Raw genomic sequence first — 22497 nt, 5'->3', positions numbered from 1 at the left:
GCTTCCCGTCTCCTTTCGATCGTGGGTGACGTGGGTGCGAGTGCGGCTGTTCGATGCGGCGTAGGGAGAGGAGGCTGTGCGCCGCCGGATGGGTGGAGTCCATGCCGTGACGGCTGCCGGTACTCGTGCTTCTTCGGCGGTGTGCGGCTCGCGGGTGATGGCTTGTCAGCCGGAAAGGCAGAGGATCGGTCACGCGTTGGCCGCCGTGACAGTGCCGGTGGTGCCGTCGATGGTGATGGTGGTGTCGTCGTGGAGTCTGCTGGTCGCGTCCGGGATGCCGAGGACCGCGGGGATGCCGTGCTCGCGAGCGACGATCGCGGCGTGGGAGAGCACGCCTCCGGTTTCGGTGATGACGCCGGCGGCGATGCGTAGCAGCGGCGTCCAGGCGGGGTCGGTGAAGGGGCAGACGATGATGTCGCCGGGGTGCGCGCGGGTGAAGTCGCGGGGACCGCGGATGATCCTCGCGGTCCCGGTCACGACTCCGTGGCTGCCGGGCGTTCCGGTCAGCGTGGACGCGACGGCCGGGGCGGGGCCGGCAGACGACGGCCACGCCGGGGGCGCGGCGGTGACCGGCCGTGCCTGCAGGATCCAGGTACGTCCGTCGGCGATCGCCCACTCGACGTCCTGCGGTCCGCCGCGTACGGCGGCGCTCTCCTTGCCCAGCTCGGCGAGCAGTCTGGCGGTCGCGTCGTCGATTGCCGGCCGGTCGCGGGCATGGGTGGGCACGTCGGACATGACGAGCCGCCTGCCGCGCCGGTCGAGGCGGGTCCGTTTGTGCGCGACCGTGCGGGTGACCGACCCGTCCGCGGCGACGCGGTAGGCGTCAGGCGTGACCGTGCCGCCGACGATGCTGGGGCCGAGCCCCCAGGACGCCTCGATCCGGGTCGCGTCGTACGGGTCCGCGGGCGTGAACATGACCCCGGACACCTCGGCGTCCAGATGGCGTTGCACGAGGACGGCCATGGCGAGATCGTCGAAGGGCCGGCCGCCGCGGCCGGAGGCGCCCAGGTAGTCGATGGCGCGCGACGTGAACAGCGAGGCCCAGCAGGCGCGGATGGCGTCGGTGACCGCGCCGACCCCGCGCACGGCGAGAAAGCTGTCGTGCTGACCGGCCGCCGACGCCTGGCCGGTGTCCTCGTGCGCGGCGGATGATCTCACCGCGACGGGCGGATCGCCGAGCTCGTCGAGCGCGCGTCCGAGCGCGTCGATCACGGTGGCGTGGACCGGGCGCGCCTCGATCGCCCGCCGCACCGCGCCGAGGTGGTCCGGCTCGCCGGCGAACCGCTCGAGGTCCAGGTCGCGGACGGCGGCGCGGTAGGCGGCGAACGACACCACGAAGCCGTCGGGAACCGGCAGTCCTGCGCGAAGCAGCGCGCCGAGCGCACCGGCCTTGCCCCCGCACGTGTCGGCGGCAGCCGACATGAGGGGTACGATCATCCGCCCCGCCTTTCAACGAAACATTGACAACAATTTCTTGATTGTGGATCATGGACGGCATGTCACGCAAGCAGGACATCACGCACACCGGGCGCGCAGACCACGCCCAGGCCGACCGCGAGCACCACGCGAGCCAACGCCTTCTGCGCCTGGGCGCGGACGCGCTCGACGCCCGCCCATGGCGCCCCTCGCCGGCCTTGCCGTCGGCGGTCGACCTCGTCCAGTTCGCCGTCTGGCGTAACGCCGACCTGGACCCGGAGGGCGTCCTGAGTGCGCTGGCCCTCCTGCCCGCCGCACGCGCCGAAGTCGAAGGACTCGAATCCGCCCTGCTGTTCATGGCCCGCAGCGCCGGACTGACGTGGGCGCAGATAGCGCACCAGATGGGATTCAACTCCCCGCAGGCGTGCCAGCAGCACTACACCCGCCTGACAGCGCGACAGGACGCCGGCTCATGACGCGCGACTCTCCGCCCGACCTGCTGGTCCTGCACGCGGTGCGCATCCTCGGGTTCGCGGACACCCCGCTGATCGCCCAGCGGTACGAGCTCGACGCGGCCCTGACCGAAGAGCTGCTGCGCGACGCCGAGGCACGCGGCTGGGCCGGGCACACCGCCTTCGCCGGCACCGCCGGCTGGTCGCTTACCGAACCTGGCCGGGCCGAGAACGAGCGCCGGCTCGCGGCCGAGCTCGCACGCGTCGGCGCCGCCGAGGAGGTCCGGGACGTCTACCGCGAGTTCCTCCCGCTGAACGCCCTCCTGCTCCGAGCCTGCACCGACTGGCAACTCCGGCCCACCGCCGGCGACCGGCTCGCCGTCAACGACCACTCCGATTTCGCCTGGGACGCCCGAATCCTCTACGACCTCGCCGGCATCTCCCGCGCCCTCACGCCACTGGCCGACCGGCTCGGGAGCATCCTGACCCGGTTGCGCGGATACGACACCCGATTCACCGCAGCCCTGGCGCGCGCCCGAGCCGGGGAGAACGCCTGGGTGGACCGCACCGACGTCGACTCCTGTCATCGCGTCTGGTTCCAGCTCCACGAAGACCTCATCGCCACGCTCGGCCTCGACCGGCACGCGCAACCATGACCGCGTCGCAGGCGTACGTCCGCCCGATTGCGTGCCCGGGAAGCGGAGTCTCGCGCTTCGTGTCCGGCGCGGTTCCGCCTGGGCCGCCCGGCGAACCCCGGCGAGAAGGACGCCTACCCTGCCGATCCGGCCTGGCCAGGTAAGGCGGACCAGGCAAGGCGCAGCGGGCAAGGCGGACCGGGCGATGGCGGCGGGTCGGGGCCGACCCTGCGCAGGGCCTTGAAGGCGACGTTGAGCAGGGCGTCAGCGCGTTGGCGGGGCGGCGTGCCGATCGACTTGCACGTGGCGGGTCAGTGCGGTTGACCCGCTCGCCGGGCGGGGTCTCATGCCCGGACCGATCGCTCCAGCACCGCCCGCTGAGCCGAACCGTATAACGCCGCACAGATCATTTCGCCGAGAAACCTCAGTGACCGTTCCCAATGCGAATGGCGAACCCGCTCCAGCCCGACACCCGTTCCGGATGCCCGGTATGGCCTTTGGGATGAGCATCCATATGCCCAGCTGAAGACGTTCGGCATGCATTGCATCCTTTGCATGCAATGCATGCCGAGCGCTATGCTTGCTCGCGTGCAGACCGATGTAGCGCGCAGCCGACTGCGGGAGTTGATCCTCGATGGCGCCTACCCGCCCGGGGCGCGGCTGACCGAGATGGAAGTGGCGGCCGCTCTGGAGATGAGCCGGACCCCCGTACGGGAGGCGCTGCGGGCGCTGGCGGCCGACGGGCTCGTGCGGCCCTCGGGGCGCGGCGTGGTGGTCGTGGCGCTGGAGCGAAGCGACCTCGAAGAGGCCTACCAGGTACGGGCGGCGCTGGAGGCGCTCACCGCCGAGCTGGCCGCCACGCGCCAGCGCGAGGGCCGCATCGCCCCCGCCGAGCTCGTCGCGCTCCGTGACGTCGCGGCCGAGACGGCGACCGCCACCGCGGAGGGGCGGTTCGCCGAGGCGGTTCGGCTGAACCGCCGTTTCCACCAGCTGATCGCGGAGCTGGCGGGCAACTCGATGGCGTTGCACGCGCTGGAGCGGATCTGGGACCAGATCCAAGTGTCCACGTTGCGTTCACTCGCGCCGCCGTCGCGGCCCGCGCACGTCTCGGCGCAACACGAGGAGCTCGTCGCCGCGATCGTCCTCGGCCAGGCGGAGGAAGCCGCCAAGGTGGCCCGCGCACACGTACTCGACACCCGTACCATCACCACCAGTGAGGAGAAGCGAGCATGAGCCGCCAGCACACCTATCCGGTCGTCGTGACCTGGACCGGCAACAAGGGCACCGGCACCAGCGGCTACCGCGACTACGGCCGCGAGCACGAGCTGACCGCCGAGGGCCCGCAGGCCATCGCGGCCAGCTCCGACCCCGCCTTCCGCGGCGACCCGTCGCGCTGGAACCCTGAGCAGTTGCTGGTCGGCTCGCTCTCGCAGTGCCACATGTTGTCGTATCTGCACAAGTGCGCCGTGGCGGGCGTCGTTGTCACCGAGTACGTCGACAACGCGGTCGGCACCATGGCCGAGACTGCGGACGGCGGCCACTTCACCGAGGTGGTGCTGCGCCCGGCCGTCACCGTGGCGTCGCCCGACATGGTGGACGCCGCCGTCAAGCTGCACGAAGACGCCCATAGCGCGTGCTTCATCGCCAGTTCCGTGAATTTCCCGGTACGCCACGAGCCGACCGTCGGCAGCGAGGGCCAGGACGCCGCGGCCTCGTGAGCCGAGGCCGCGCACGGCATCCCTGACCAGGCGCGCGCCATCGCGCGGGGGCGGGACCTCACACGGTGGCCGCCTCCTGGAGGGGGAAGTGACACGCCGCCGCGTGCCACCTCACACCCCGGCCGGGCCTCACACGGTGGCCGCCTCCTGGAGGGGGAAGTGGCACGCGGCCGCGTGCCACCTCACACCCCGGCCGGGCCTCACACGGTGGCCGCCTCCTGGAGGGGGAAGTGGCACGCGGCCGCGTGCGGCGAGGCGTTGCCGGAGGGCTCGAGGGGCGGCGCCTCCTGGGCGCAGATGTCCTGAGCCTTCCAGCAGCGGGTCCGGAACCGGCAACCCGACGGCGGGTGGAGCGGGGAAGGCACCTCGCCCTTGAGCAGGATCCGTTCGCGCCGTCCCTCAGGGTTGACGTCGAGCACCGGCGCCGCGGACATCAGCGCGGCGGTGTAGGGATGGCGCGGCTGGTCGAACACCTGCTTCGTCGGCCCGGTCTCGACGATCTTGCCGAGGTACATGACCGAGACGCGGTCGGCGACGTGCCGGACGACGGACAGGTCGTGAGAGATGAAGATGTACGACACGCCCAGCCTGGCCTGCAGGTCGGTGAGCAGGTTGAGCACCTGCGCCTGGACCGACAGGTCGAGCGCCGACACCGGCTCGTCGCACACGATGACGTCCGGTCCGAGGGCGAGCGCTCGGGCGATTCCCAGCCGCTGGCGCTGCCCGCCGGACAACTCCTGCGGGTACCGGCGGGCGTCGCTTGCCCGCAACCCCACCATCTCGAGGAGTTCGGCCACCCGCTTGCCGCGCTCCTTCACCGGCACCAGGTCCCGGTGGGTGCGCCACGGCTCGGCGACGATGTCCTCGGCGGACAGCCGGGCGTTCAGTGACGCGAACGGGTCCTGGAACACCATCTGGACCCGGCGGCGCCACTTGAGCAGTTCCTTGCCGCGCAGCTCGAACGGGTCAGTGCCCTCGAACCTGACGTGGCCCTGATCCGGGCGCTCCAGCATGAGCAGGACCCGGGCGAGGGTCGACTTGCCGCAGCCGGACTCGCCGACCAGGCCCAACGTCTCGCCTCGCGCCAACCGCAGGTCGACCCCGTCGATCGCGCGCAGACGCTTGCGGCCGCTCACGTGGAAGGTCTTCGTCAGCCCCGCCACCTCCAGCAGCGAACCATGCGGAGCGGGCGTGGCAGTGGCGGGCTCAGTCATCCGTCAGCTCCTTCCAGTGGTGGCAGGCGGACAGGCGGCCCGGTCCTGTCTCGGCGAGGACCGGGCGCTGATCCGCGCACACGTCGGTGGCCATCGGGCAGCGCGCGCGGAAGGCGCAGCCCGAGGGCACCGAGTGCAGGTCGGGCGGGCTGCCGGGGATGGACTTCAGGTTGGTGCCGCGCGCCACCTCTGCGGGCATCGAGTCGAGCAGCCCACGGGTGTACGGGTGGCGTGGCCGGGAGAACACCTCCGCCACCCTGCCGGTCTCGACGATGCTGCCCGCGTACATGACGGCGACGTGGTCGGCCTGCTCGGCCACGACGGCGAGGTCATGGGTGATCAGGATCAGCGCCGTCTGCTGCTCGGTGCGCAGCTCCCGCAGCAGTTCCATGATCTGGGCCTGTACGGTGACGTCGAGGGCCGTGGTCGGCTCGTCGGCGAGCAGGACCTTGGGGTGGAGGGCGACCGCCAGCGCGATGAGCAGCCGCTGGCGCATCCCGCCGGAGAACTGGTGCGGGTAGGCGCCGGCCCGGGTGCCCGCCTCGGGGATGCCGACCCGCTCCATCAGTTCTACGGCCCGCTTCCGGGCCGCGCGGCGCGAGAGGCGCTCGTGGATCCGGAACGGCTCGGCGAGCTGGGCGCCGACCGTCTGGACGGGATTGAGCGCGGTGAGCGCGTCCTGGAACACGATGGCCAGGCCGGGCCCGGCCAGCCGCCGGCGCTCCTGCGGCGACAGGGTCAGGAGGTCGGTACCCTCCAGGCGCACGGCGCCGCCCGCCACATGCGCCACCGGGTCGAGCAGGCCGACGATGGCCTGCGCGGTCATGCTCTTGCCGCAGCCCGACTCGCCGAGCAGGGCCAACGTCTCACCGGAGCGTACGGAGAAGCTGACCTCGCGCACGGCGCGTACCGTCCCGGACGGGGTACGGATGTCGACGGCCAGCCGATCAACCTCCAGCGCCGGGGTCACGGCTTCACCTCCTTGAGGCGGCGGGAGCGGGGCAGGGTGAGCCGCCACCGCTGTCCGGGGTCCATGGCCAGGCGGGCCCAGGACGCGAGCACGGTCGCCGACACGGTGGTCACCACGATGGCGAGCCCCGGGAAGACGGCGATCCACCAGGCGCTCTGCAGCACCTGCCGGCCTTGGGCGACCATCAGGCCCCAGCTCATGTCGGGGGGCTGGATGCCGATGCCCAGGAAGCTCAGCGACGATTCGGTCAGCATCACGAAACAGAAGTCCAACGTTGCGACGGTGAACAGGGTGGGCAGCACGGTCGGCGCCACGTGCCTGCCGATGATCGCCCAGCTCCTGGTGCCGAACGTGCGCGCCGCGTCGACGAACAGCCGGCTCTGCAGCTCGGCCGACTCCGCGCGGGCGGCCCGCAGGTAGATCGGGATCCGGGCGATCGCCAGGACCAGGATGATGTTCCCGGCGCTGGGCGAGAAGACGTACAGCACGACCACGGCCAGCAGCAGCGAGGGGAAGCTGAGGATGACGTCGGCGATGCGCATGGAGACGTTCTCCCGCCACCCCCGGTGGTAGCCGGCCCACATTCCCCAGATCGACCCGATGACGAGGGAGATCACGACGGCCGGGATCGCCACGGAGAGCGTCGTACGGCTGGCCACGATGAGCCGGGCGAGCACGCTGCGCCCGAGCGAGTCGCTGCCGAGCACGAACGCCCAGCCGTCGTCGAGGCTGAACGGCGGCCGGTTGGCCGCCCGCAGGTTCTGTCCCACGGCCAGGTCGCTGAGCAGCATCGGCCCCACGAGGGCGGAGGCGGCCACGATCAGCAGGATCACCGCCGCCACGCAGGCGAACCGGTCCCGCAGCAGCAGTCCCCACCAGCCGGTACGCCTGGCGAGGGGCGTGTCGACGAGGGTCATGCCGTCACCCCCTGACGCACACGCGAGTCGAGAAGCGCGTAACAGGCGTCGATGACGATGTTGAGCGCGAAGATGGTGACCGCGGTCACCAGGACCGCGGCCTGCAGCACCGCGAAGTCGCGCTGCAGGATCGAGGTGATCATCAGCTTGCCGATGCCCGGCCAGCCGAAGATGGTCTCGACGACCACGGCCCCGTTGACCAGCCCGACCGCGAGGTCACCGGCCACGGTGAGCGCCGGAGGGGCGGCGTTGCGCAGCGCGTGGCCGAAGACCACCCGCAGCTCTCCCGCGCCCTTGCTCCGGGCGACCTTGATGTACGGGGCCGACAGCGCGGAGACCATCGCCCCGCGCACCACCTGCACCAGCACGCCGAACGGCCGGACCAGCAAGGTGACCACCGGCAGCACCCACGCGGCCGCGCCTTGCGTGCCCGACGTGGGCAGCCAGCCGAGGGCCACGGCGAAGACCAGGACGCCCATGATGGCGAACCAGAAGTCCGGCATGCTCGCCGCGGTGGTCGAGGTGAAGCTGGCGATCCGGTCGGCCAGGGAGTTCGGGCGGTAGGCCGCCCAGCTCCCGACGACGACCGCGCCGAGGATCGCCAGGACCATCGTGGTGCCCGCCAGCTGCAGTGTCGCCGGGAAGGCCCGCAGCACGGCCGCGGCGGCGGGTTCTGCGGTCCGCAGCGACTCGCCGAAGTCCAGCCGGACCACCTGAGCCAGGTAGTCGCCGAACTGGACGAGCAGCGGCTGGTCGAACCCGTGCCGGGCGGCGAACTCCGCCCGCATCTCCGGCGTGGCGCTCAGGGGCAGGTAGAGGTTCGCCGGGTCGCCGGTGAGGCGGGCCAGGCAGAACACCCCGAGGATCACGACGACCAGCGGGATCGCACTTGATGTGATGCGACGCCGCAGGAAGGTCAGCACAACTGCTCCTCTCAGCCGGCCGGGTGCATCTCGGCGAGACGCATCTCGTCATTCGTGGCGGCGTTGGGCTTGTAGGAGACCTTCTTCGACAGGGCCAGAATGCCCGTCATGTGAGCCATGACCGCGTCACGTACGACGTCCTTGCCCTGGTACTCCAGCGCCTTGGCGAACGCCGCCTGCCGCTCCTCGCCGGAGGCCTGCTCGGCGGTGGAGATCAGCTCGTCCAGTTCCTTGGTGCCGTAGCTGCTCTGCGCGCCCTTGGTGCCGTAGATCTGGCCCATCGTGAAGGCCGCGTCGCCGGCCTGGTTGCCGTGCTGTGCCTGCAGCAGGGTGGGGCCGGCGTCCTTGGGGAACGGCGCCAGCAGGTACTCCAGCCAGGCGTTCACGTCGAGCATCTGGATCTTCACCGAGAGCCCGGCCTGCGTCAGCGCGTTCTGCACGACCTCCATCGCCTCGGCCGCCTTGGGGTAGATCCCGTTCCGGCCGATGATCGTGATGGGCGTGTCCGTGGGTACGCCGTCGGCCTTGGCGTCCGCGATCAGCTTCTTGGCCTGCGCCATGTCGTACGGCCAGGGCTGGATGGCGGAGCTGTGACCGGTCACGCCTTCGGGGACGAGCTGGCCGGCCGGCTTGCCGAGCCCGGCGAACACGGAGGCGACGAGCCCGTTCCTGTCGATGGCGTAGTTGATCGCCTGCCGCACGCGGATGTCGTTGAGCGGCGCCTTGCCGGCGTCGATGCGCAGGTAGGAGGTCTCGTTGTTGGGGAACTCCACGGCGGCTTCGCCCGCGCCGTCCTCGGGGGCCAGGCCGATGGCGACGTCCGCCTCGTCGCTCTGGATCATGGCCGCGCGGATGCTGCCTTCGGCGCGCCAGACGTACTCTGCCGCGGCGAATTCCGGTGCCTTGCCCCAGTAGCCGGCATACCGCTCCAGCCGCAGGCTGCGCCCTGAGTCCCACTTGGCGATCTTGTACGGGCCGGTGCCGACGGGCTCGCGTACCTTGCCGGTCATGCTCGTCGTGGCCGGCACGATCTCGATGAAGGACAGGCGCAGCGGCAGGATCGGGTCCGGCTTGGCCGTCTTCACCTTGACGGTCGCCTCGTCCGCGGCCGTCGCCGTGAGCTCGATGCCGCCGAAGACGTAGCCCTTCACGTTGCAGTCGATCTTGGAGGCGACGGTGCGCTCGATGGAGAACGCGGCCGCCTTGGCGTCGAACGCCGTGCCGTCGTGGAACTTCACGCCCTTGCGCAGGGTGAAGGTCCACTCGGTCGGCGAGTCCTGCTTCCACTCCGTGGCCAGCGCCGGCTGGAGCTGGCCGGTGCCGGGGTCGCGCTCGGTGAGCGCCTCGGTGATGTTGGCCCGGGTGACGCGCCCCGTCGCGGTGAGCGAGGCGTCGCACGGCTCCAGCGTCGGCGGCTCCTCGGGCAGCACGATGCGGACGGTGCCGGCCGCCGCGCCGGACGAGGGCTCAGGACCGCTGTTCGCGACCGAGCAGGCGCCTGCTGACAACATGGCGCCCAGCGCCAAGAGGGCGGAGGCTGCCTGCCGGCGGCGGGGAGTGATGGTGGTGATCATGGTACCTCCGAAATCGCCTGCTACCGCTGCCGGAGCAGGCCATGGTGCTATGCGACAGGCGTCGCGCCGAGAGCGGCCAGGCCGCGGTCGATGATGCGGGCGAGCTGCTCGCGGTGCTCAGGAGTGAGCTCCGCCAGCGGCGCGCGGACGGGTCCGGCGGCCTGGGCGGCACGGGCGGATTCCGCGCCCGTCAGCGACGCCGGCTCCCCGGTGCCGCAGGCAACGAAGATCGCGCTGGGCTTCGCGGCGGGCACGTCGGCGAGGTGGCCCTTGAGGCGGGGCAGATCCACGTCCCCCGATGCCGTGAACGGCGTGACCGGGAAGGCGAGCAGACCGGAGAGTGAGGCGGCGGCCCGCGGAGCGGTGGGGGGTATCAAAAGCAACCTCTTGTCTACATATGGAGACAGCGTCTATATTTGTAGCCGAGACATTAAGTTGATGTTTCCGCGAACGTCAAGAGTGTGAGCAATGGCGCAACACATCCCGGATCCATCACCCCAGCTCGTCGGCACCGGAGGAGGCGTCAAGAGCGTCAAGTCAGCCGAGCGGACCATCGCGGTGCTCGAATACCTGAGCTCCGCCACGCACGCGTGCTCGCTGCGCGAGGTGGCCACCGACCTCGACTTGCCCCGGGCCAGCGCGTACGCACTGCTCACGACGCTGGTGAACACCGGCTGGGTCGAGACCGACGGCGCCGGCCGCTATCGGATCGGCATCCGCGCGCTCCGCGCCGGCGCGGCGTACGTCGAACGGGACGACGTCGTCCAGCGGGCACAGCCCGTGATGAACGTGCTGAACGACGAGCTCGGCGAGACCGTGCACCTGGCCCGGCTCGACGGCGCGGAGATCGTGTACCTGGCCACCAACATCTCCCGGCACTCCCTCGCCGTCGTCTCCCGGCCAGGCCGTCGCCTGCCGTCATGGGCGACCGGGCTCGGCAAGGCGATCCTCGCCCGGCGTCCCTGGCGGGAGGTCGACGAGCTCCTGCCGGAGAACCTGGAGCCGCGTACGGTCAACACCATCACCGACCGGACGACCCTGCGTGCCGAGCTCGAGGAGATCAGGCGCCGCGGCCATGCCGTCGACGAGCAGGAGTCGACCATCGGCCTGCGCTGCTTCGCCGTCGCCCTCGGCTTCGGGTCTCCCCCGAACGAGGCCCTCAGCTGCTCCGTCCCCGTCGTCCGCCTCGACCCCGAACGGGAGAAGGTGATCGTGGCCGCCCTGCTCCGGGCCGCGGAGCGCATCATCCGCTGACCACGCGGCCCTGACCGTGGATCTCGCGCTGCGAAAACCGGTGGATCCCGTCCTTGGCGACCGACAGGCTGGGATCATGGACGCACTCCCGGGATTCGAGCCTGACGCACGCCTGCTGATCGTGAACAACGACGACTTCGGGATGTACCGTGCCGTCAACGAGGCGGTCGTGCGCTCGATCGAGGAGGGGATCTCCAGTTCGTGCAGCCTCATGCCGCCCTGCCCGGCTGCGGGACACGCCATAGAGCTGCTGCGCGAGCGGCCGGAGCTGCCCTTCGGGATTCATCTGACGCTGGTGTGCGACACGCCCCGCCGTCGGTGGGGGCCGTTGGCGGGGAAGGAGAACGTGCCGTCCCTGCTCGACGGGACGGGCGAGCTGTTCGCGCCGGACCGCGTACCGGAGTTGCTCGCACAGGCCCGGCTGGACGAGGTGGAGCGGGAGTTTCGCGCGCAGATCGCCGCGGTGACGGACGCCGGGCCGGCGCCGACCCACCTCGACTGGCACTGCCTGGCCGACGGCGGACGTGCCGACATCTTCGATCTGACGGTGGCGCTGGCCGACGAGTACGGGCTGGCGGTGCGGGCCTGGCTCGACCCGGCGCGCCGGAAGCTGCGGGCGCGCGGGCTGCCGGTGGTGGAGCACGACTTCCTGGACAGCTTCCGGCTCGGCCTCGACGACAAGGCGGCCACGTACGCGAGGCTGCTGCGCGAGGTGCCGCCCGGGCTGAGCGAGTGGGCCGTCCATCCGGGGCTGGGGGACGAGGAGGCCAGGGCGATCGACCCTGACGGGTGGCGTGTGCGGCGGACCGACTACGAGTTCCTCACGTCGCCGGAGGCGCGCGAGCTTCTCCGGAAGGAAGGGATCGTCGTGATCGACTACCGGATCCTCCAGGCGGCTTGGACGGCCTCGGCGAGGAGCGGGGACGCGGCGTAAGGCGCCCGTCCCCGAGCGTCCTGCGCTACCCGGGTGCGCAGTCATGAACGCCGCCGGGGTCACGCATCAACCGCGCCGCCGGTCGCGTGGGCGGCACGGCGGCAGGTGGACGCGACCACGCCGTCAGTCGATGGGAGGGGAAAGCCCCAGAAAGCGACACCCGGCAGCGCCGCCTGAGGACGATGGCGACCGGGAAGTGGCGGGGCGCGGTCGTCAGACGAGGGGGCGGGGTGGGGAAACGGGGCGGGGAAGCGGGGTGGTCAGAAGGCGGCGGCCAGGGCCAGCGCCGCGGCGGCCTCGTGGCGGAGAACCATGATCAGAAGCGTGGCGACCAGCGTGGCGATGAGGAGCCAGCTGATCAGGATGATGACCGTCGAGCGGCGCGGCCGGTGCCTCCGGACTCGCTGCCCCTGAGCCTTCTCCTCGCTGCGACGCACTCGCTCGTTGAACGACTCCAGCCGCGCGACGAGTCGCGGATCGTCGTCGACGAGGTGCTGCTCGATCTGGGCGAGCATCCGCTCCTCGTCCTGCGACCAGGCCATAGGCGCACCTCCCGAACGCAAGCTCTGCGACGTCTTTCTGCCCAACCCTGAAGATCATTAGCCCCCACCTGACTACCTAATTGCAACCTCTTTTCGGTTTGCGATCAAGCTCGAACCTTTGTTCTAATCATGCCATGCGCTGGGACAACCTGCGCCTGGCCGGGGCCGGCCGGGACGACCCGGCCGTGCCGCTGTTCGCTCGCGGCGCGGTCACCCGCACCTTCGACACGCCCGAGTTCAAGGGGATGACCTTCTACGAGATCCGGGCCAGATCCCTCATCAACCGGGTCCCCGGGGCCAGCCGGGTCCCGTTCGAATACACGATCAACCCCTATCGTGGGTGCACTCATCGCTGCATTTACTGTTTTGCCCGAAAGACGCACGAGTATCTAGATTTTGATGCCGGTGCGGACTTCGACTCGAAAATCGTCGTCAAGGTCAACGCTGCCGAGCTGGCCCGCAAGGAGCTGGCCTCGCCCCGCTGGGGCGGTCACCACGTGGCCATGGGCACAAACGTCGACTGTTACCAGCGCGCGGAGGGCCGCTACAAGCTGATGCGCGGCATCCTGTCCGCATTGCGCGACGCCCGCAACCCGTTCTCGATCCTGACCAAGGGCACCCTGATCCTGCGCGACCTCGACCTGCTGACGGAGGCCGCGGACGTCACGGAAGTGGGCGCCAACGTGTCCGTCGGCTTCGTCGACCCGGCGCTGTGGCGCGCGGTGGAGCCGGGCACCCCCAACCCGCGCCGACGCCTGGAGACGTGCGCGACGCTCAACGACAACGGCATCGCCTGCGGCGTCCTGATGGCCCCGATCCTCCCGTACCTCACCGACTCCCCCGCCCAGCTCGAGGCCACCGTCAAGGACATCGCCGCCTCCGGCGCCACCCACATCGCCCCGATCGTGCTCCACCTGCGGCCCGGGGCGCGGGAGTGGTGGCTGGGGTGGCTGTCGCGCGAGCACCCGCGCCTGGTGCCGCGCTATCTGGAGCTGTACGGGCGGGGCGCGTACGCTCCGAAGGCGTACCAGGAGCGGGTGACGGGGCTCGTCAAGGAGCTGGCCGAGCGTCACGGAGTCGGCCGCGCGACCCCTGCCATGGCCCGCCGCATCCCACCACGCCCTGCACCGATCCCCGAGGAGCCGGAGCAGCTACGCCTGTTGTAGGCCCGCCGGCGGTACACGTGGCAGAACAGCCGCTCGGGCCGAGCAGGCGCCATCCGAGCACAGCCACGGATTCACCGGCAACTATGAGCGAGTGAAGATCCACTTGCGGAGGCGCGCCCGCGGATTGCAGCCAGCCTTGGTATCAGCCCGGAGAGCTGGCGGGATTGCATCGCTGTTTCGAGGTGGTGCCGGGCGCTCAGGTTCGGGTGGACCGCCTCCCGGCAGTGGCCAGAAACATTTACCTTTCCGGCCAACGTAGCGACCAGGGCCAACGCCGTCCAGCAATCTCGATCCAGAAAGTCGATGGGACAACGTGACATCCGGGCGCCCGTCCGGGAGTGGCTCAGGCACGACATCTGCCCGCGCGCCAGGCCTCACTGTGGGGATGGCACCACCGCGGTGGCCTCCGACTCCACCCACTTCTCGTCCTTCGACCAGAACATTTTCACCGAATATCACAGTCGGCATAAGTGGGCCAAACGGCGTGTGCGAGATCTCGTCTTGTGATGAGAACCAATTGCATCAGATTGGCCCTGGGCGCGAGCTCTGCGGGGGGACAGAATGGCCGTCATGGAGACGATCGTTCACAACCCGGCTGAGGGCATCTACGCCGCCACCGATGACTTCGTACACGCGATTGAGGTGCGGAATCCGTCTCGGCTACTGTTCATCGCGGGAACGATGGGGCTGGATTCCAATAGCATCCCCGGCACCACGCTTGAAGAACAGCTCGACCTCATCTGGGGGAATCTTCGGGTGATTCTCGCCGAAGCGGGGATGAGTGTCGACAACATCGTGAGGCTCACGAGTTACCTGCGTGATCCCTCCTACGCTGATGCGAATGCGAAAGCCAGGGTGACCGCCTTGGGTGAACGGCGGGTGCCCACGACGGCGATCGTGGCACAAACACTCGCCAGTGACTGGTTGGTGGAGATCGAGGTGGTGGCGGCGGGCTAAGTGGTGCGCTGAGCGACAGGCCACGATAGACCGCCGACGGGTCCTGCACGACTCCGCAACGCTGCGACCCGTTCGTGATGAACGTGTCACACCAGCTGAACCGGACCGCGTCCCGGAACGCCGGTAGCCAGCTCTTGCGGCCGAACGCGCGGATCCGGGCGACCTGCTCATCGGCGTGATCGAGGAAATGTTCTGACGGCAACACGCTAATCTACGCGGCTGGGCACACCGTCGAACGTGTCCCCCTGACGGGCGGGCCGGCGCAGGTCCTGGCCCGGCCGGAGCTGCCGCCCGACGCCTCGCTGAGCCTGCGTTTCAGCGTCGACGGGACCGGCGAACACCCCCTGTACGTGCATAGGTGGCGCACCTACCGGGTCGCCCTCGCCGACGGCGCGGTCACCTCGGTGCCGATCACAGTCGCCGAGCGTCCGGGTGGGGGCGACTCGCCGCGCGCAACCTGGTGATCAGGGACAAAAGCAGGCGTTCGGCGGCGGCGACCCGCCCCCGCACTGGCGCTCGGCCGCCGAGCGGCCCGCCCGCTGGCTGCGCGGCTACGCCGGCGCCCTGGCCGACGTCTGGAACACCACCGAGCCCCTGTGGAAGCGCGGCCGCCCGCTGCTGGACAGGGAGGTCGAGCGGGTGAGCGTCGCCGCGGTGCGCGGCGACCCGGAGTTGCTGCTCGGCGCGCTCAGCGACCGCATCGCGTACGGAGAGCGCGGCCTGCTCATCTCGGACCTCGAATCCGGCACGTTCGAACTGGGCGACCGCAAGATCGTCCTGGTGCCGATGCTGGCCGGCAAGGACGCCCTGATCACCAGCCTGGACAGCCCGGAAGCGGTGTGGATCGCCTACCCCGTCCCGGGGGCGGACTCGTTGTGGCGCAAGCCGGCGGCGCCCGCGGTGGACGAGCTGTCGGCCCTGGTGGGCCCGGTCCGCGCGGACCTGCTCTGCGCGCTCGACCAGCCCATGACCATGTCGATGCCGGCCACCGGCATGAAGATCGCACCCAGCGGCCTCACGTACCACTGCGACCGGCTGCGGGCCGGCGCCCCAGAGGCAGATCGCCGGCTGGATCAACCAGGCCGTCGAGATCCTCAAGGCGAACGGCTACCCGGTCGAGAAGATGAACGTGAACGACATCTAAACGATCATCCGGCAAGAGTCCGGCGGCAATCCCCACGCGATCAACACCTGGGACTCGAACGCGGCCAAGGGCTTGGTGGGCGGCATCCAGCAGCCGGGCGTAGTCGGTCTCGGTGAATCCCTTGCGTTCGTTCCCGCCGCCGGTAGATCATCATGCGGTAGATCAGCCGGGCCCGCTGAGCTGGCAGAAGTCGTGAGAGGCTTTACACCGCTGATTCCTCGCGTCCACCTTTCCGTCTCGCTTGGCGGACCTCCATCCGCAGGAGTCGGCGGCTTGGGGCTAGGAAATGCACGCTGCCGAGGTGGGCACCGGCCCTGACACGGCTTCGATCAGCAGATCGTCCAGACAAGACGGCCCGGCGGCATCGGCCCCCAAGACCACGACGTCATTGTCTGGCCGCGCCGCCGTCAAGTTTCGTCATCCTGCTCGCCGCGGCCCTGCTCACCATCGCGGTCGGGCAGGCCGTCGCCTCGTTCGCCGCCGCGGGACCATAGTGACGCGGGCGTGGCCAGCTTCATGGCGGCGCGCATGAGCGCTTCCCTGGCTGTTTCCTGGGTCGCCGGATCGTCGGTATGCATCATGCGCGCCATCTGCGGAACCGCGTACCACCAGCCTGCGAGGGCCAGGATGAGGAAGGCGAGGTCGGCGCCTGGCATGTCGTCGCTGATCAGGTTCGCCTGCTGGGCTCGGGTGAAAGCCGCGACCTTGGTGCGGTAGTACTCGGTGCGGGAATCCTCGTCGGGCACTTCTGGCAGGTCAAGCAGGCCCTCCCACAGCAGCAGCCGGGTCAGTTCGGGGTGCTCCGCGTGGTAGTCGTACACCGCGGCGGCGTACGCGGCGACGGCTTCCGGTCCGTCCAGTCTGTCCAGCGGAACGGCCGCCGCAACCTTGTTCAGTTCGTCCGCGAGCACGGTGGCGAACAGCCGGGATTTGTCGCCGAAGTAGGTGTACAGGCGCTCCTTGTTGATCCCCGCCCGGCGGGCGATGCGCTCCATGGTGGTGCCGCCGAGGCCGTGAGCGGCGAACTCGGCGACTGCGGACTCCTTGAGCCTGCGTTTGGTCTCGGCGGTGTTCCAGGCCATGCCCGCCAGCATATCCAACGCTTGCGTTGCAAATCTCCGATGGGACGCTAAAGTAGCTTCCAACCCAAACGTTGGAGTTGGAGTTCATGCCCACCATCGTGAACACGCCGCCACCGCCCACAGCCGAGCGGGGAGCCACGCGGGCAGGCACCATCCCCCTGCTCGTCGGCACCGCGCTCGTCGTACTCATTCAGCTCTACGCGGCCATCCCGCTTCACCAGTCCGTGGCCGCCGACCTCGGGTCCGCCGACGTAACGACCGCGCTGGCCGCCGGTTACTCATTCGCCTACGCACTAGGGTTCCTGATCTACGGGCCGTTGTCGGACCACTATGGCCGCCGGCGCATTCTTGTCTCCGGCCTCGCGGCTCTCACGGTCGCCACGCTCGCCGTGAGCCTCGCCCCCTCAACCGGTGCCCTGGCCGTCCTGCGAGCCCTACAGGGCCTGGCCGCCGCCACGTTCGCGCCGACCGCCCTGGCCTACCTCGGAGAGGCGCTGCCCCCTCCCCGGCGCGCCACCGCGATCGGCGCCATCTCGGTGGCCTTCCTCACCGCGGGAATCATCGGACAACTGCCCACCGCCGCCATCGCCACCGCCGCAGGCTGGCGCGGAACGTTCTTCATCGGCGGCATCCTGCTCGCCGCCCTCACCCTCGCGGCATTCGTCATCATCCGCGAGCCCGACGCCGATCGGCCCCATCAGCCTCTTCGGGAACGCTACGCCGGTCTCCTCCGGTTCGCTCTCCGGCCGCGTTCCCTGCTCCTCGCGCTCGGACATCTGGTTGTGCTGGGCGGTTTCGTCGGAATGTACAACCTGCTCGGCACGCATCTGACCTCGGCCGGTCTTTCCGCCACCGAGATCATGCTCGTTCGCGCCGCCGCCCTGCCGGCGATGCTCTGCTCGCTGCTCGCCGGGCCACTGGCCGCACGCCTCGGTCCGGCACGTACCGCACTCACCGGTTTCATCCTCGCGACCGCGGGCCTTGCAGCCGAGTCCGTACTGGCCGACGCACTCACAGGTCTCCTCGCCGCCAGTGTCGTCTTCGTCGCCGGCGTCGCCGTCCTGGTCCCCACGATGATCACACTGTGGGGCGAAGCCGCCCATCCCGCCCGAGGCGTCGGGATGGCCGTCAACGGGTTCGTCCTCTTCCTCGGAGCCGGTCTGGGCTCCTATGCCATCGAGTTGCCGGGAGGTTTCGGCGGCGCGCTCGGCGTCACGTCCGGGCTATACCTCGCCGCAGGCGCCGTCGTCTACGCGTCCTGTGCCATGAAGGGCCGCCAGTGACCATGACCGCCCACGTCGTCTCCTGCCAAGTACACGCCCGTATCGCCACGTGAGGAGTTGTTACATGCCTCGTCCAAGTTCCGTCCTCCTTTCCGGGGTCGCCGTCGCGGTCCTCGCCACCTCCGGAGCCGCCTACACCGCGACCACCCGCGACGAGATCCCGGCGGCCACCGCGCCCGGGACCAGCCGACAGGAGATCACCATGCCGCCCGCCACCGAACGTCCAACCGCCGACGTCAACGGCGCCCGACACCTGGAGGCCGACGCGCTGAACGGTACCGGTCTCCGCATCCCCCGCGGGTGGGAGATCGTCAGGGTGCGCGAGGAACGGCACGACGACCGCGACGTCACCGTCATCCGCCACCAACCCGACGGTTACCGCCTCGGCGGCCCCCACACCAGCCTCGTCCTCGACGCCGACGGCACGATTCTCGGATTCACCCGCCTCCAGGACGGCGATCAAGGACCGCTCCCCCGCGCACGTCGCGCCGAGGAGATCGCTCTGCGCTTCCTGCGGCAGGTGGCGCCCGACCATGCCGAAGGGCTCACCGTCAACTGGGTCGCGCAACACGATGAGACCGTGACCCGGCCCGACGGCACCACCGAGACGATCTCCGGGATGAAAGTGAAGATGCATCACGACAACGGCCTCTATTCCTGGGTTATCGTCGGCCCCGATGAGACCGTGCTGACCTATGAGCGCGACATCACGTGGGACTCCGGTCAGGGACGCCGGGGCACCCAGATGTGGCTCCACGACTCCTGGGTCGCCGCGTACGAGGGAACCGGCCCGCAACCCGCCTCCCCGTACGCTCTCGCACCGTCGTAACCGCTCCCGAGCACCGATACCGATGACGAATCGCGGAGCACTAATGGCGCAGTGTCTTTCGGTATCTCCCGTGGGCGGCACACCCCGACCGATTTCGGAAACCCCGAAGTGTATGCCGCGCCAAGTATCTGTCGATCCCTGACTAACGACAACAGCGCTCGAGCTCATGGATACCGGTTCGTGATTGAACGTGACGAGAGGAGGTGCGTCATGCGTACTTCTGGCTGGAACTAGAAAACACATAAACACACGACAGCACTCGAGGCCTCAACTCCTGGAGTGCTGTCCCCAATATTTCTGCCCAATGCCAAACCGACAGGTATAGAAATGTGAAGATGAGCGGCGGGTATCGACGCGGCGCAGGAGGCCGGCCAACTGTAGGTCACGGATGATATTGGCCCGGCAGGCCTCACGTGGATGCTTCGCTGGTCTCGCTCGCCGCTCCGCTCTGTTTCCTCAGGCCCATCATCTGGGTGGGCCGCAGCGCGAGGCCGATGGCGCGGCGCAGCGCGGCGCGCACCTGATCGGGCCCATCGCCCTGCTCGATACTGAGGATGGCGGTGGCGTTGAGCGCGCCGAGCACCGCGCCCACCAGCGCCGCCGCATCGGTCCGGCTGACCAGCTCCGGTGCCGCCCGATGTAGCGCCTCGATCAGCTCGCTCTGCGTCCGCAGCATGCGGTGCACCAGCCGCGACTGAACCGATGGGGTGGAGGCGAGCAGCTTCACCCGAAGCGCGGCCAGACCGCTGGGCAGATCGAAGCGCCACGTGTCCTCGACGATCGACTCCGCAGCGCGTTCGAGGACTTCCGCCACGCTCTGACCGGGCCGCCACTCCGCGATGGCTTGTAGCCCTTCGTTGAGACGTTCCTGCGCGCTGCCGATCACGACATCCTCTTTGGTGGGGAAATGCAGGTAGAACGTCCGCTCGGACACGTCGGCGGCCTCGGCGATTTCGGTCACCATGGTGCGCTCGAAACCCTTCTCCTCGAACAGCCGCATCGCCGCGTTCACCAGCGCCTGCCGCGTCTGAAGCTTCTTGCGCTCTCGTCGCCCCGTAGTCTCAGCCATGGGCTCGACTATAGCTACCGTATCTTTATTGCTGCTGCACTTATTCGCCATCGTCGCTGGATGGCCCCGCAGACGCCTGCTTCGCCGGATCAAGGCCGGCAGCTGCCGCACACCCGTTCGGGAAGATGCGCCCGTCCAGGCTCGTCCGCCAGCCGCTGCACCTCTTCAACCGCCCATCATCCCCGGCCGTTCTATCGCTGCCTTGGATACAGTAGCGTATGTTATGAGGTAGCTATACAAATGCAGTAACTGCAGCAAAGAGGAGACGATCATGGACAACATCGCGGATGCCACCGTCTTCATCACCGGAGGGGCACAGGGCATCGGGCTCGGCATCGCCCGCGCCTTCGCCCGGGCTGGCGCTCGCATCGCGCTGGCCGACGTCGATCGTGACCAGCTCCGGGTCGCCGAGCAGGAGTTGTCCATCCTGGGCAAGGTGAGCACGCACACATTGGACGTCCGCGACCGTGACGCCTTCGCCCGCGTGGCCGACGCCGTCGAAGAGCGGTTCGGGCCGGTCACCGTGCTGTGCAACAACGCGGGGGTCGCCGCCGCCGCGCCCCCGTCCGCGCTGACCTACCAGTTGTGGGACCACGTCCTCGGCGTCAACCTGGGCGGCACGGTCAACGGCCTTCAGACGTTCCTGCCCCGCATGCTCAGCCGCGGCGGGCCGGCCCACATCGTCAACGTCGCCTCCGGGGCGGGGCTCGTCGCCAGCGACAAGATCGTCTACGTCGCCTCCAAGTACGCCGTCGTCGGACTGTCGGAATCATTGCGGCAACACAGGGAGCTCAGCGAACGCGGCATCGGGGTGAGCGTCGCCTGTCCCGGTTTCGTGCGTACCAACGTCATGGCCAACAGTGCCAAGCTCGATCCCGGTGGTGCGCTGCCCGCCAACGAGGCACGCGACGCGCTCTTCGAGCGTTTCGGGCTGCCGCCGGACGTGGTCGGCGAGCAGGTCTTCCAGGCGGTTCGGGAGAACAGGCTTTATGTGCACACCGACCGGATGCTGGCCGGCCCGATCGAGCAACGCTCCCGGGTCCTGCTGGAGGCGATGCCACCGGAGACCGAGCGCGACCGCCAGATCGCCGCCGCCTTCGAGGGCGCGATCAAGTCCGCGATCCTGTCCGGATAAGCGGAGGCGACGCGATGCGCATCCTGATTTCCGGGGCCAGCGTGGCCGGCCCCGTGCTCGCATACTGGCTGAACCGGCACGGCTTCTCTCCCACCGTGGTCGAGCGGGCCCCCACCCTCCGCAAGACCGGCGGGCACGCCGTGGACCTGTTCCGCCCCTCCCTGCAGATCATCGAACGCATGGGACTGCGGCGGCAGGTCCTGGACAGCGAGGTCGGCACCGAACGCGTGACGTTCCTCATGGGGGGTGCCAAGCCGATCCGCCTCGACCACCACAGCGCCCTGGGCGTGACGACCGACGCGCACATCGAGATCATGCGCGACGACCTGAGCGAGATCCTCTACCAAGCCACCCGCGACGATGTCGAATACGTCTTCGGCGACTCCATCACCTCCATCGACGAGGGCCGGGACGAGGTGCGGGTCGCATTCGAGCGCGGCTCGCTCCGCTCCTTCGACCTCGTGATCGGCGCTGACGGGCTGCACTCCAACGTCCGCGGCATGGCCTTCGGCGAGGAAGGCCGCTTCGCCCGCCATCTCGGCGCTTACGTGGCGGTGGCCACCGTTCCCGACTACCTCGGCCTCTCCGCCGAGATGATTACGTTGGCCGTCCCCGGGCGCATGCTGGCCCTCTACAGCCCGCGACATCTGGGCGAGGCTCGCGTGATCTTCATGTTCCGCAGCCCCGGCCGCCTCGACTACCACTACCGCGACGCCGCACGGCAGAAGGAGTTGCTGCGCGAGCACTACGCCGGGATCGGCTGGGAGGCGCCCCGGCTGCTTGCCGAGCTGGACCACGCCCCCGCCTTCTACTTCGACGAGATCACGCAGCTGCGCATGGACACCTGGTCGCGGGGCAGAGTGAGCCTGGTCGGCGACGCCGCGTACTGCCCGGGGCCGGCGGTCGGTGCCAGCACCAGCATGGCGGTGATCGGGGCGTATGTGCTCGCCGGGGAGTTGGCCGCGGCCGGCGGCGACCACACCGCGGCCTTCCCGGCCTACGAGCGAGAAATGGCCGATTACGTCGAAAAGGCACGCGGCTACGCCGCTCGGATGGTCAAGCAGGTCATTCCCGGCACCCCGGCCCAGGTGTGGGCGGGCGCCCAGGCCCTGCGCCTGATCGGTGGCCTGCCCGCCCGTGTGGGTCGCGCCCTGTCAAAGCGTGCCAACAGCATGGGCGTCCACGACGACGTCGACGTCAAGAGCTACCCCGACGACCTGCGAAACTGACGCCCGCCGCGCGGTCGGCGGCGGCCGGTGCAGGGATCAGCACGGGCTCCTCGG

Annotated in this window: 23 protein-coding genes; 13 read left to right on the top strand and 10 right to left on the bottom strand. The window is 69.6% G+C overall.

Going from position 1 to position 22497, the window contains the following annotated elements:
- Positions 1 to 189 precede the first annotated feature (189 nt).
- Positions 190 to 1437: a PEP/pyruvate-binding domain-containing protein gene (locus ACIBVN_RS29460; RefSeq protein WP_397141791.1), complete on the bottom strand. Its 1248-nt coding sequence runs from the start codon at positions 1435 to 1437 to the stop codon at positions 190 to 192.
- 59 nt (positions 1438 to 1496) lie between these two features.
- On the opposite strand from ACIBVN_RS29460, the gene ACIBVN_RS29455 reads away from it, so the two are divergent.
- The 4 genes from ACIBVN_RS29455 (at position 1497) to ACIBVN_RS29440 (ending at position 4221) form a co-directional block, all read left to right on the top strand.
- On the top strand, positions 1497 to 1892 hold the full coding sequence (locus tag ACIBVN_RS29455) for a DNA-binding protein (RefSeq protein WP_397141789.1): 396 nt from the start codon (positions 1497 to 1499) through the stop codon (positions 1890 to 1892).
- Positions 1889 to 2524 (top strand): transcriptional regulator, encoded by a 636-nt coding sequence (locus ACIBVN_RS29450; RefSeq protein ID WP_397141787.1) that lies wholly within the window; start codon positions 1889 to 1891, stop codon positions 2522 to 2524. The genes ACIBVN_RS29455 and ACIBVN_RS29450 overlap by 4 nt, the downstream gene beginning before the upstream one ends.
- A 567-nt stretch (positions 2525 to 3091) precedes the next feature.
- A complete protein-coding gene (locus ACIBVN_RS29445) occupies positions 3092 to 3736 on the top strand; it encodes a GntR family transcriptional regulator (protein WP_397141785.1) in 645 nt (214 codons plus the stop codon).
- The gene (locus tag ACIBVN_RS29440; RefSeq protein WP_397141783.1) at positions 3733 to 4221 is read left to right on the top strand and encodes an OsmC family protein; all 489 of its coding nucleotides are present in this window, start codon (positions 3733 to 3735) and stop codon (positions 4219 to 4221) included. Before ACIBVN_RS29445 ends, ACIBVN_RS29440 begins: the two co-directional genes overlap by 4 nt.
- 200 nt (positions 4222 to 4421) lie before the next feature.
- On the opposite strand, the gene ACIBVN_RS29435 is transcribed toward ACIBVN_RS29440, so the two are convergent.
- From ACIBVN_RS29435 to ACIBVN_RS29410, 6 genes are read right to left on the bottom strand one after another with little or no spacing between them, the layout of a single operon-like run.
- Positions 4422 to 5435, bottom strand: a complete 1014-nt coding sequence (locus ACIBVN_RS29435; protein WP_397141781.1) for an ABC transporter ATP-binding protein — start codon at positions 5433 to 5435, stop codon at positions 4422 to 4424.
- Positions 5428 to 6405 carry an ABC transporter ATP-binding protein gene (locus tag ACIBVN_RS29430; RefSeq protein WP_397141779.1) on the bottom strand — a complete coding sequence of 326 codons (978 nt, stop codon included), beginning with the start codon at positions 6403 to 6405 and terminating at the stop codon, positions 5428 to 5430. Before ACIBVN_RS29430 ends, ACIBVN_RS29435 begins: the two co-directional genes overlap by 8 nt.
- The gene (locus ACIBVN_RS29425; protein ID WP_397141777.1) at positions 6402 to 7322 is read right to left on the bottom strand and encodes an ABC transporter permease; all 921 of its coding nucleotides are present in this window, start codon (positions 7320 to 7322) and stop codon (positions 6402 to 6404) included. Before ACIBVN_RS29425 ends, ACIBVN_RS29430 begins: the two co-directional genes overlap by 4 nt.
- A complete protein-coding gene (locus tag ACIBVN_RS29420; protein ID WP_349448724.1) occupies positions 7319 to 8245 on the bottom strand; it encodes an ABC transporter permease in 927 nt (308 codons plus the stop codon). Before ACIBVN_RS29420 ends, ACIBVN_RS29425 begins: the two co-directional genes overlap by 4 nt.
- A gap of 11 nt (positions 8246 to 8256) precedes the next feature.
- Positions 8257 to 9819, bottom strand: a complete 1563-nt coding sequence (locus ACIBVN_RS29415) for an ABC transporter substrate-binding protein (RefSeq protein ID WP_397141774.1) — start codon at positions 9817 to 9819, stop codon at positions 8257 to 8259.
- Positions 9820 to 9866: 47 nt separating this feature from the next.
- Positions 9867 to 10196, bottom strand: coding sequence for a hypothetical protein (locus tag ACIBVN_RS29410; RefSeq protein ID WP_397141772.1), 330 nt, complete (start codon positions 10194 to 10196; stop codon positions 9867 to 9869).
- Between the two features lie 91 nt (positions 10197 to 10287).
- On the opposite strand from ACIBVN_RS29410, the gene ACIBVN_RS29405 reads away from it, so the two are divergent.
- Positions 10288 to 11073 (top strand): IclR family transcriptional regulator, encoded by a 786-nt coding sequence (locus ACIBVN_RS29405; protein WP_397141770.1) that lies wholly within the window; start codon positions 10288 to 10290, stop codon positions 11071 to 11073.
- Positions 11074 to 11149: 76 nt separating this feature from the next.
- Positions 11150 to 12007 carry a polysaccharide deacetylase family protein gene (locus tag ACIBVN_RS29400; protein ID WP_397141768.1) on the top strand — a complete coding sequence of 286 codons (858 nt, stop codon included), beginning with the start codon at positions 11150 to 11152 and terminating at the stop codon, positions 12005 to 12007.
- 260 nt (positions 12008 to 12267) lie between these two features.
- Here ACIBVN_RS29400 and ACIBVN_RS29395 read toward each other — a convergent pair whose 3' ends face one another.
- Positions 12268 to 12549, bottom strand: a complete 282-nt coding sequence (locus ACIBVN_RS29395) for a DUF3040 domain-containing protein (protein ID WP_349448729.1) — start codon at positions 12547 to 12549, stop codon at positions 12268 to 12270.
- Positions 12550 to 12683: 134 nt separating this feature from the next.
- Here ACIBVN_RS29395 and ACIBVN_RS29390 point away from each other — a divergent pair, with 134 nt between their 5' ends.
- From ACIBVN_RS29390 to ACIBVN_RS29380, 3 genes are all read left to right on the top strand, one after another.
- Positions 12684 to 13715: an Rv2578c family radical SAM protein gene (locus ACIBVN_RS29390; protein WP_397141766.1), complete on the top strand. Its 1032-nt coding sequence runs from the start codon at positions 12684 to 12686 to the stop codon at positions 13713 to 13715.
- Positions 13716 to 14285: 570 nt separating this feature from the next.
- Complete coding sequence (locus ACIBVN_RS29385) at positions 14286 to 14672, top strand: RidA family protein (RefSeq protein WP_397141764.1); 387 nt, start codon at positions 14286 to 14288, stop codon at positions 14670 to 14672.
- Between the two features lie 432 nt (positions 14673 to 15104).
- A complete protein-coding gene (locus ACIBVN_RS29380) occupies positions 15105 to 15932 on the top strand; it encodes a hypothetical protein (RefSeq protein WP_397141762.1) in 828 nt (275 codons plus the stop codon).
- Positions 15933 to 16223: 291 nt separating this feature from the next.
- On the opposite strand, the gene ACIBVN_RS29375 is transcribed toward ACIBVN_RS29380, so the two are convergent.
- Positions 16224 to 16898, bottom strand: a complete 675-nt coding sequence (locus ACIBVN_RS29375) for a TetR/AcrR family transcriptional regulator (RefSeq protein ID WP_397141760.1) — start codon at positions 16896 to 16898, stop codon at positions 16224 to 16226.
- An 86-nt stretch (positions 16899 to 16984) separates the two neighbouring features.
- Between ACIBVN_RS29375 and ACIBVN_RS29370 the strand changes: the two genes are divergently transcribed.
- Both ACIBVN_RS29370 and ACIBVN_RS29365 read left to right on the top strand, forming a co-directional pair.
- Positions 16985 to 18181 carry an MFS transporter gene (locus ACIBVN_RS29370; RefSeq protein ID WP_397141758.1) on the top strand — a complete coding sequence of 399 codons (1197 nt, stop codon included), beginning with the start codon at positions 16985 to 16987 and terminating at the stop codon, positions 18179 to 18181.
- 64 nt (positions 18182 to 18245) lie between these two features.
- Positions 18246 to 19010, top strand: coding sequence for a hypothetical protein (locus ACIBVN_RS29365; protein WP_397141756.1), 765 nt, complete (start codon positions 18246 to 18248; stop codon positions 19008 to 19010).
- A gap of 409 nt (positions 19011 to 19419) precedes the next feature.
- Here ACIBVN_RS29365 and ACIBVN_RS29360 read toward each other — a convergent pair whose 3' ends face one another.
- On the bottom strand, positions 19420 to 20079 hold the full coding sequence (locus tag ACIBVN_RS29360; RefSeq protein WP_397141754.1) for a TetR/AcrR family transcriptional regulator: 660 nt from the start codon (positions 20077 to 20079) through the stop codon (positions 19420 to 19422).
- 271 nt (positions 20080 to 20350) lie between these two features.
- On the opposite strand from ACIBVN_RS29360, the gene ACIBVN_RS29355 reads away from it, so the two are divergent.
- Together ACIBVN_RS29355 and ACIBVN_RS29350 are read left to right on the top strand one after the other, a co-directional pair.
- Positions 20351 to 21214, top strand: a complete 864-nt coding sequence (locus tag ACIBVN_RS29355) for an SDR family NAD(P)-dependent oxidoreductase (protein ID WP_397141752.1) — start codon at positions 20351 to 20353, stop codon at positions 21212 to 21214.
- A 14-nt stretch (positions 21215 to 21228) separates the two neighbouring features.
- On the top strand, positions 21229 to 22443 hold the full coding sequence (locus ACIBVN_RS29350) for an FAD-dependent monooxygenase (protein ID WP_397141750.1): 1215 nt from the start codon (positions 21229 to 21231) through the stop codon (positions 22441 to 22443).
- The last annotated feature ends 54 nt before the right edge of the window (positions 22444 to 22497 follow it).

Source organism: Nonomuraea sp. NPDC049400 (assembly GCF_044466425.1).
Lineage (GTDB): Bacteria > Actinomycetota > Actinomycetes > Streptosporangiales > Streptosporangiaceae > Nonomuraea.
Note: the sequence above shows the minus strand (reverse complement) of the source record. Positions and strands in the feature narration are given on the sequence as shown.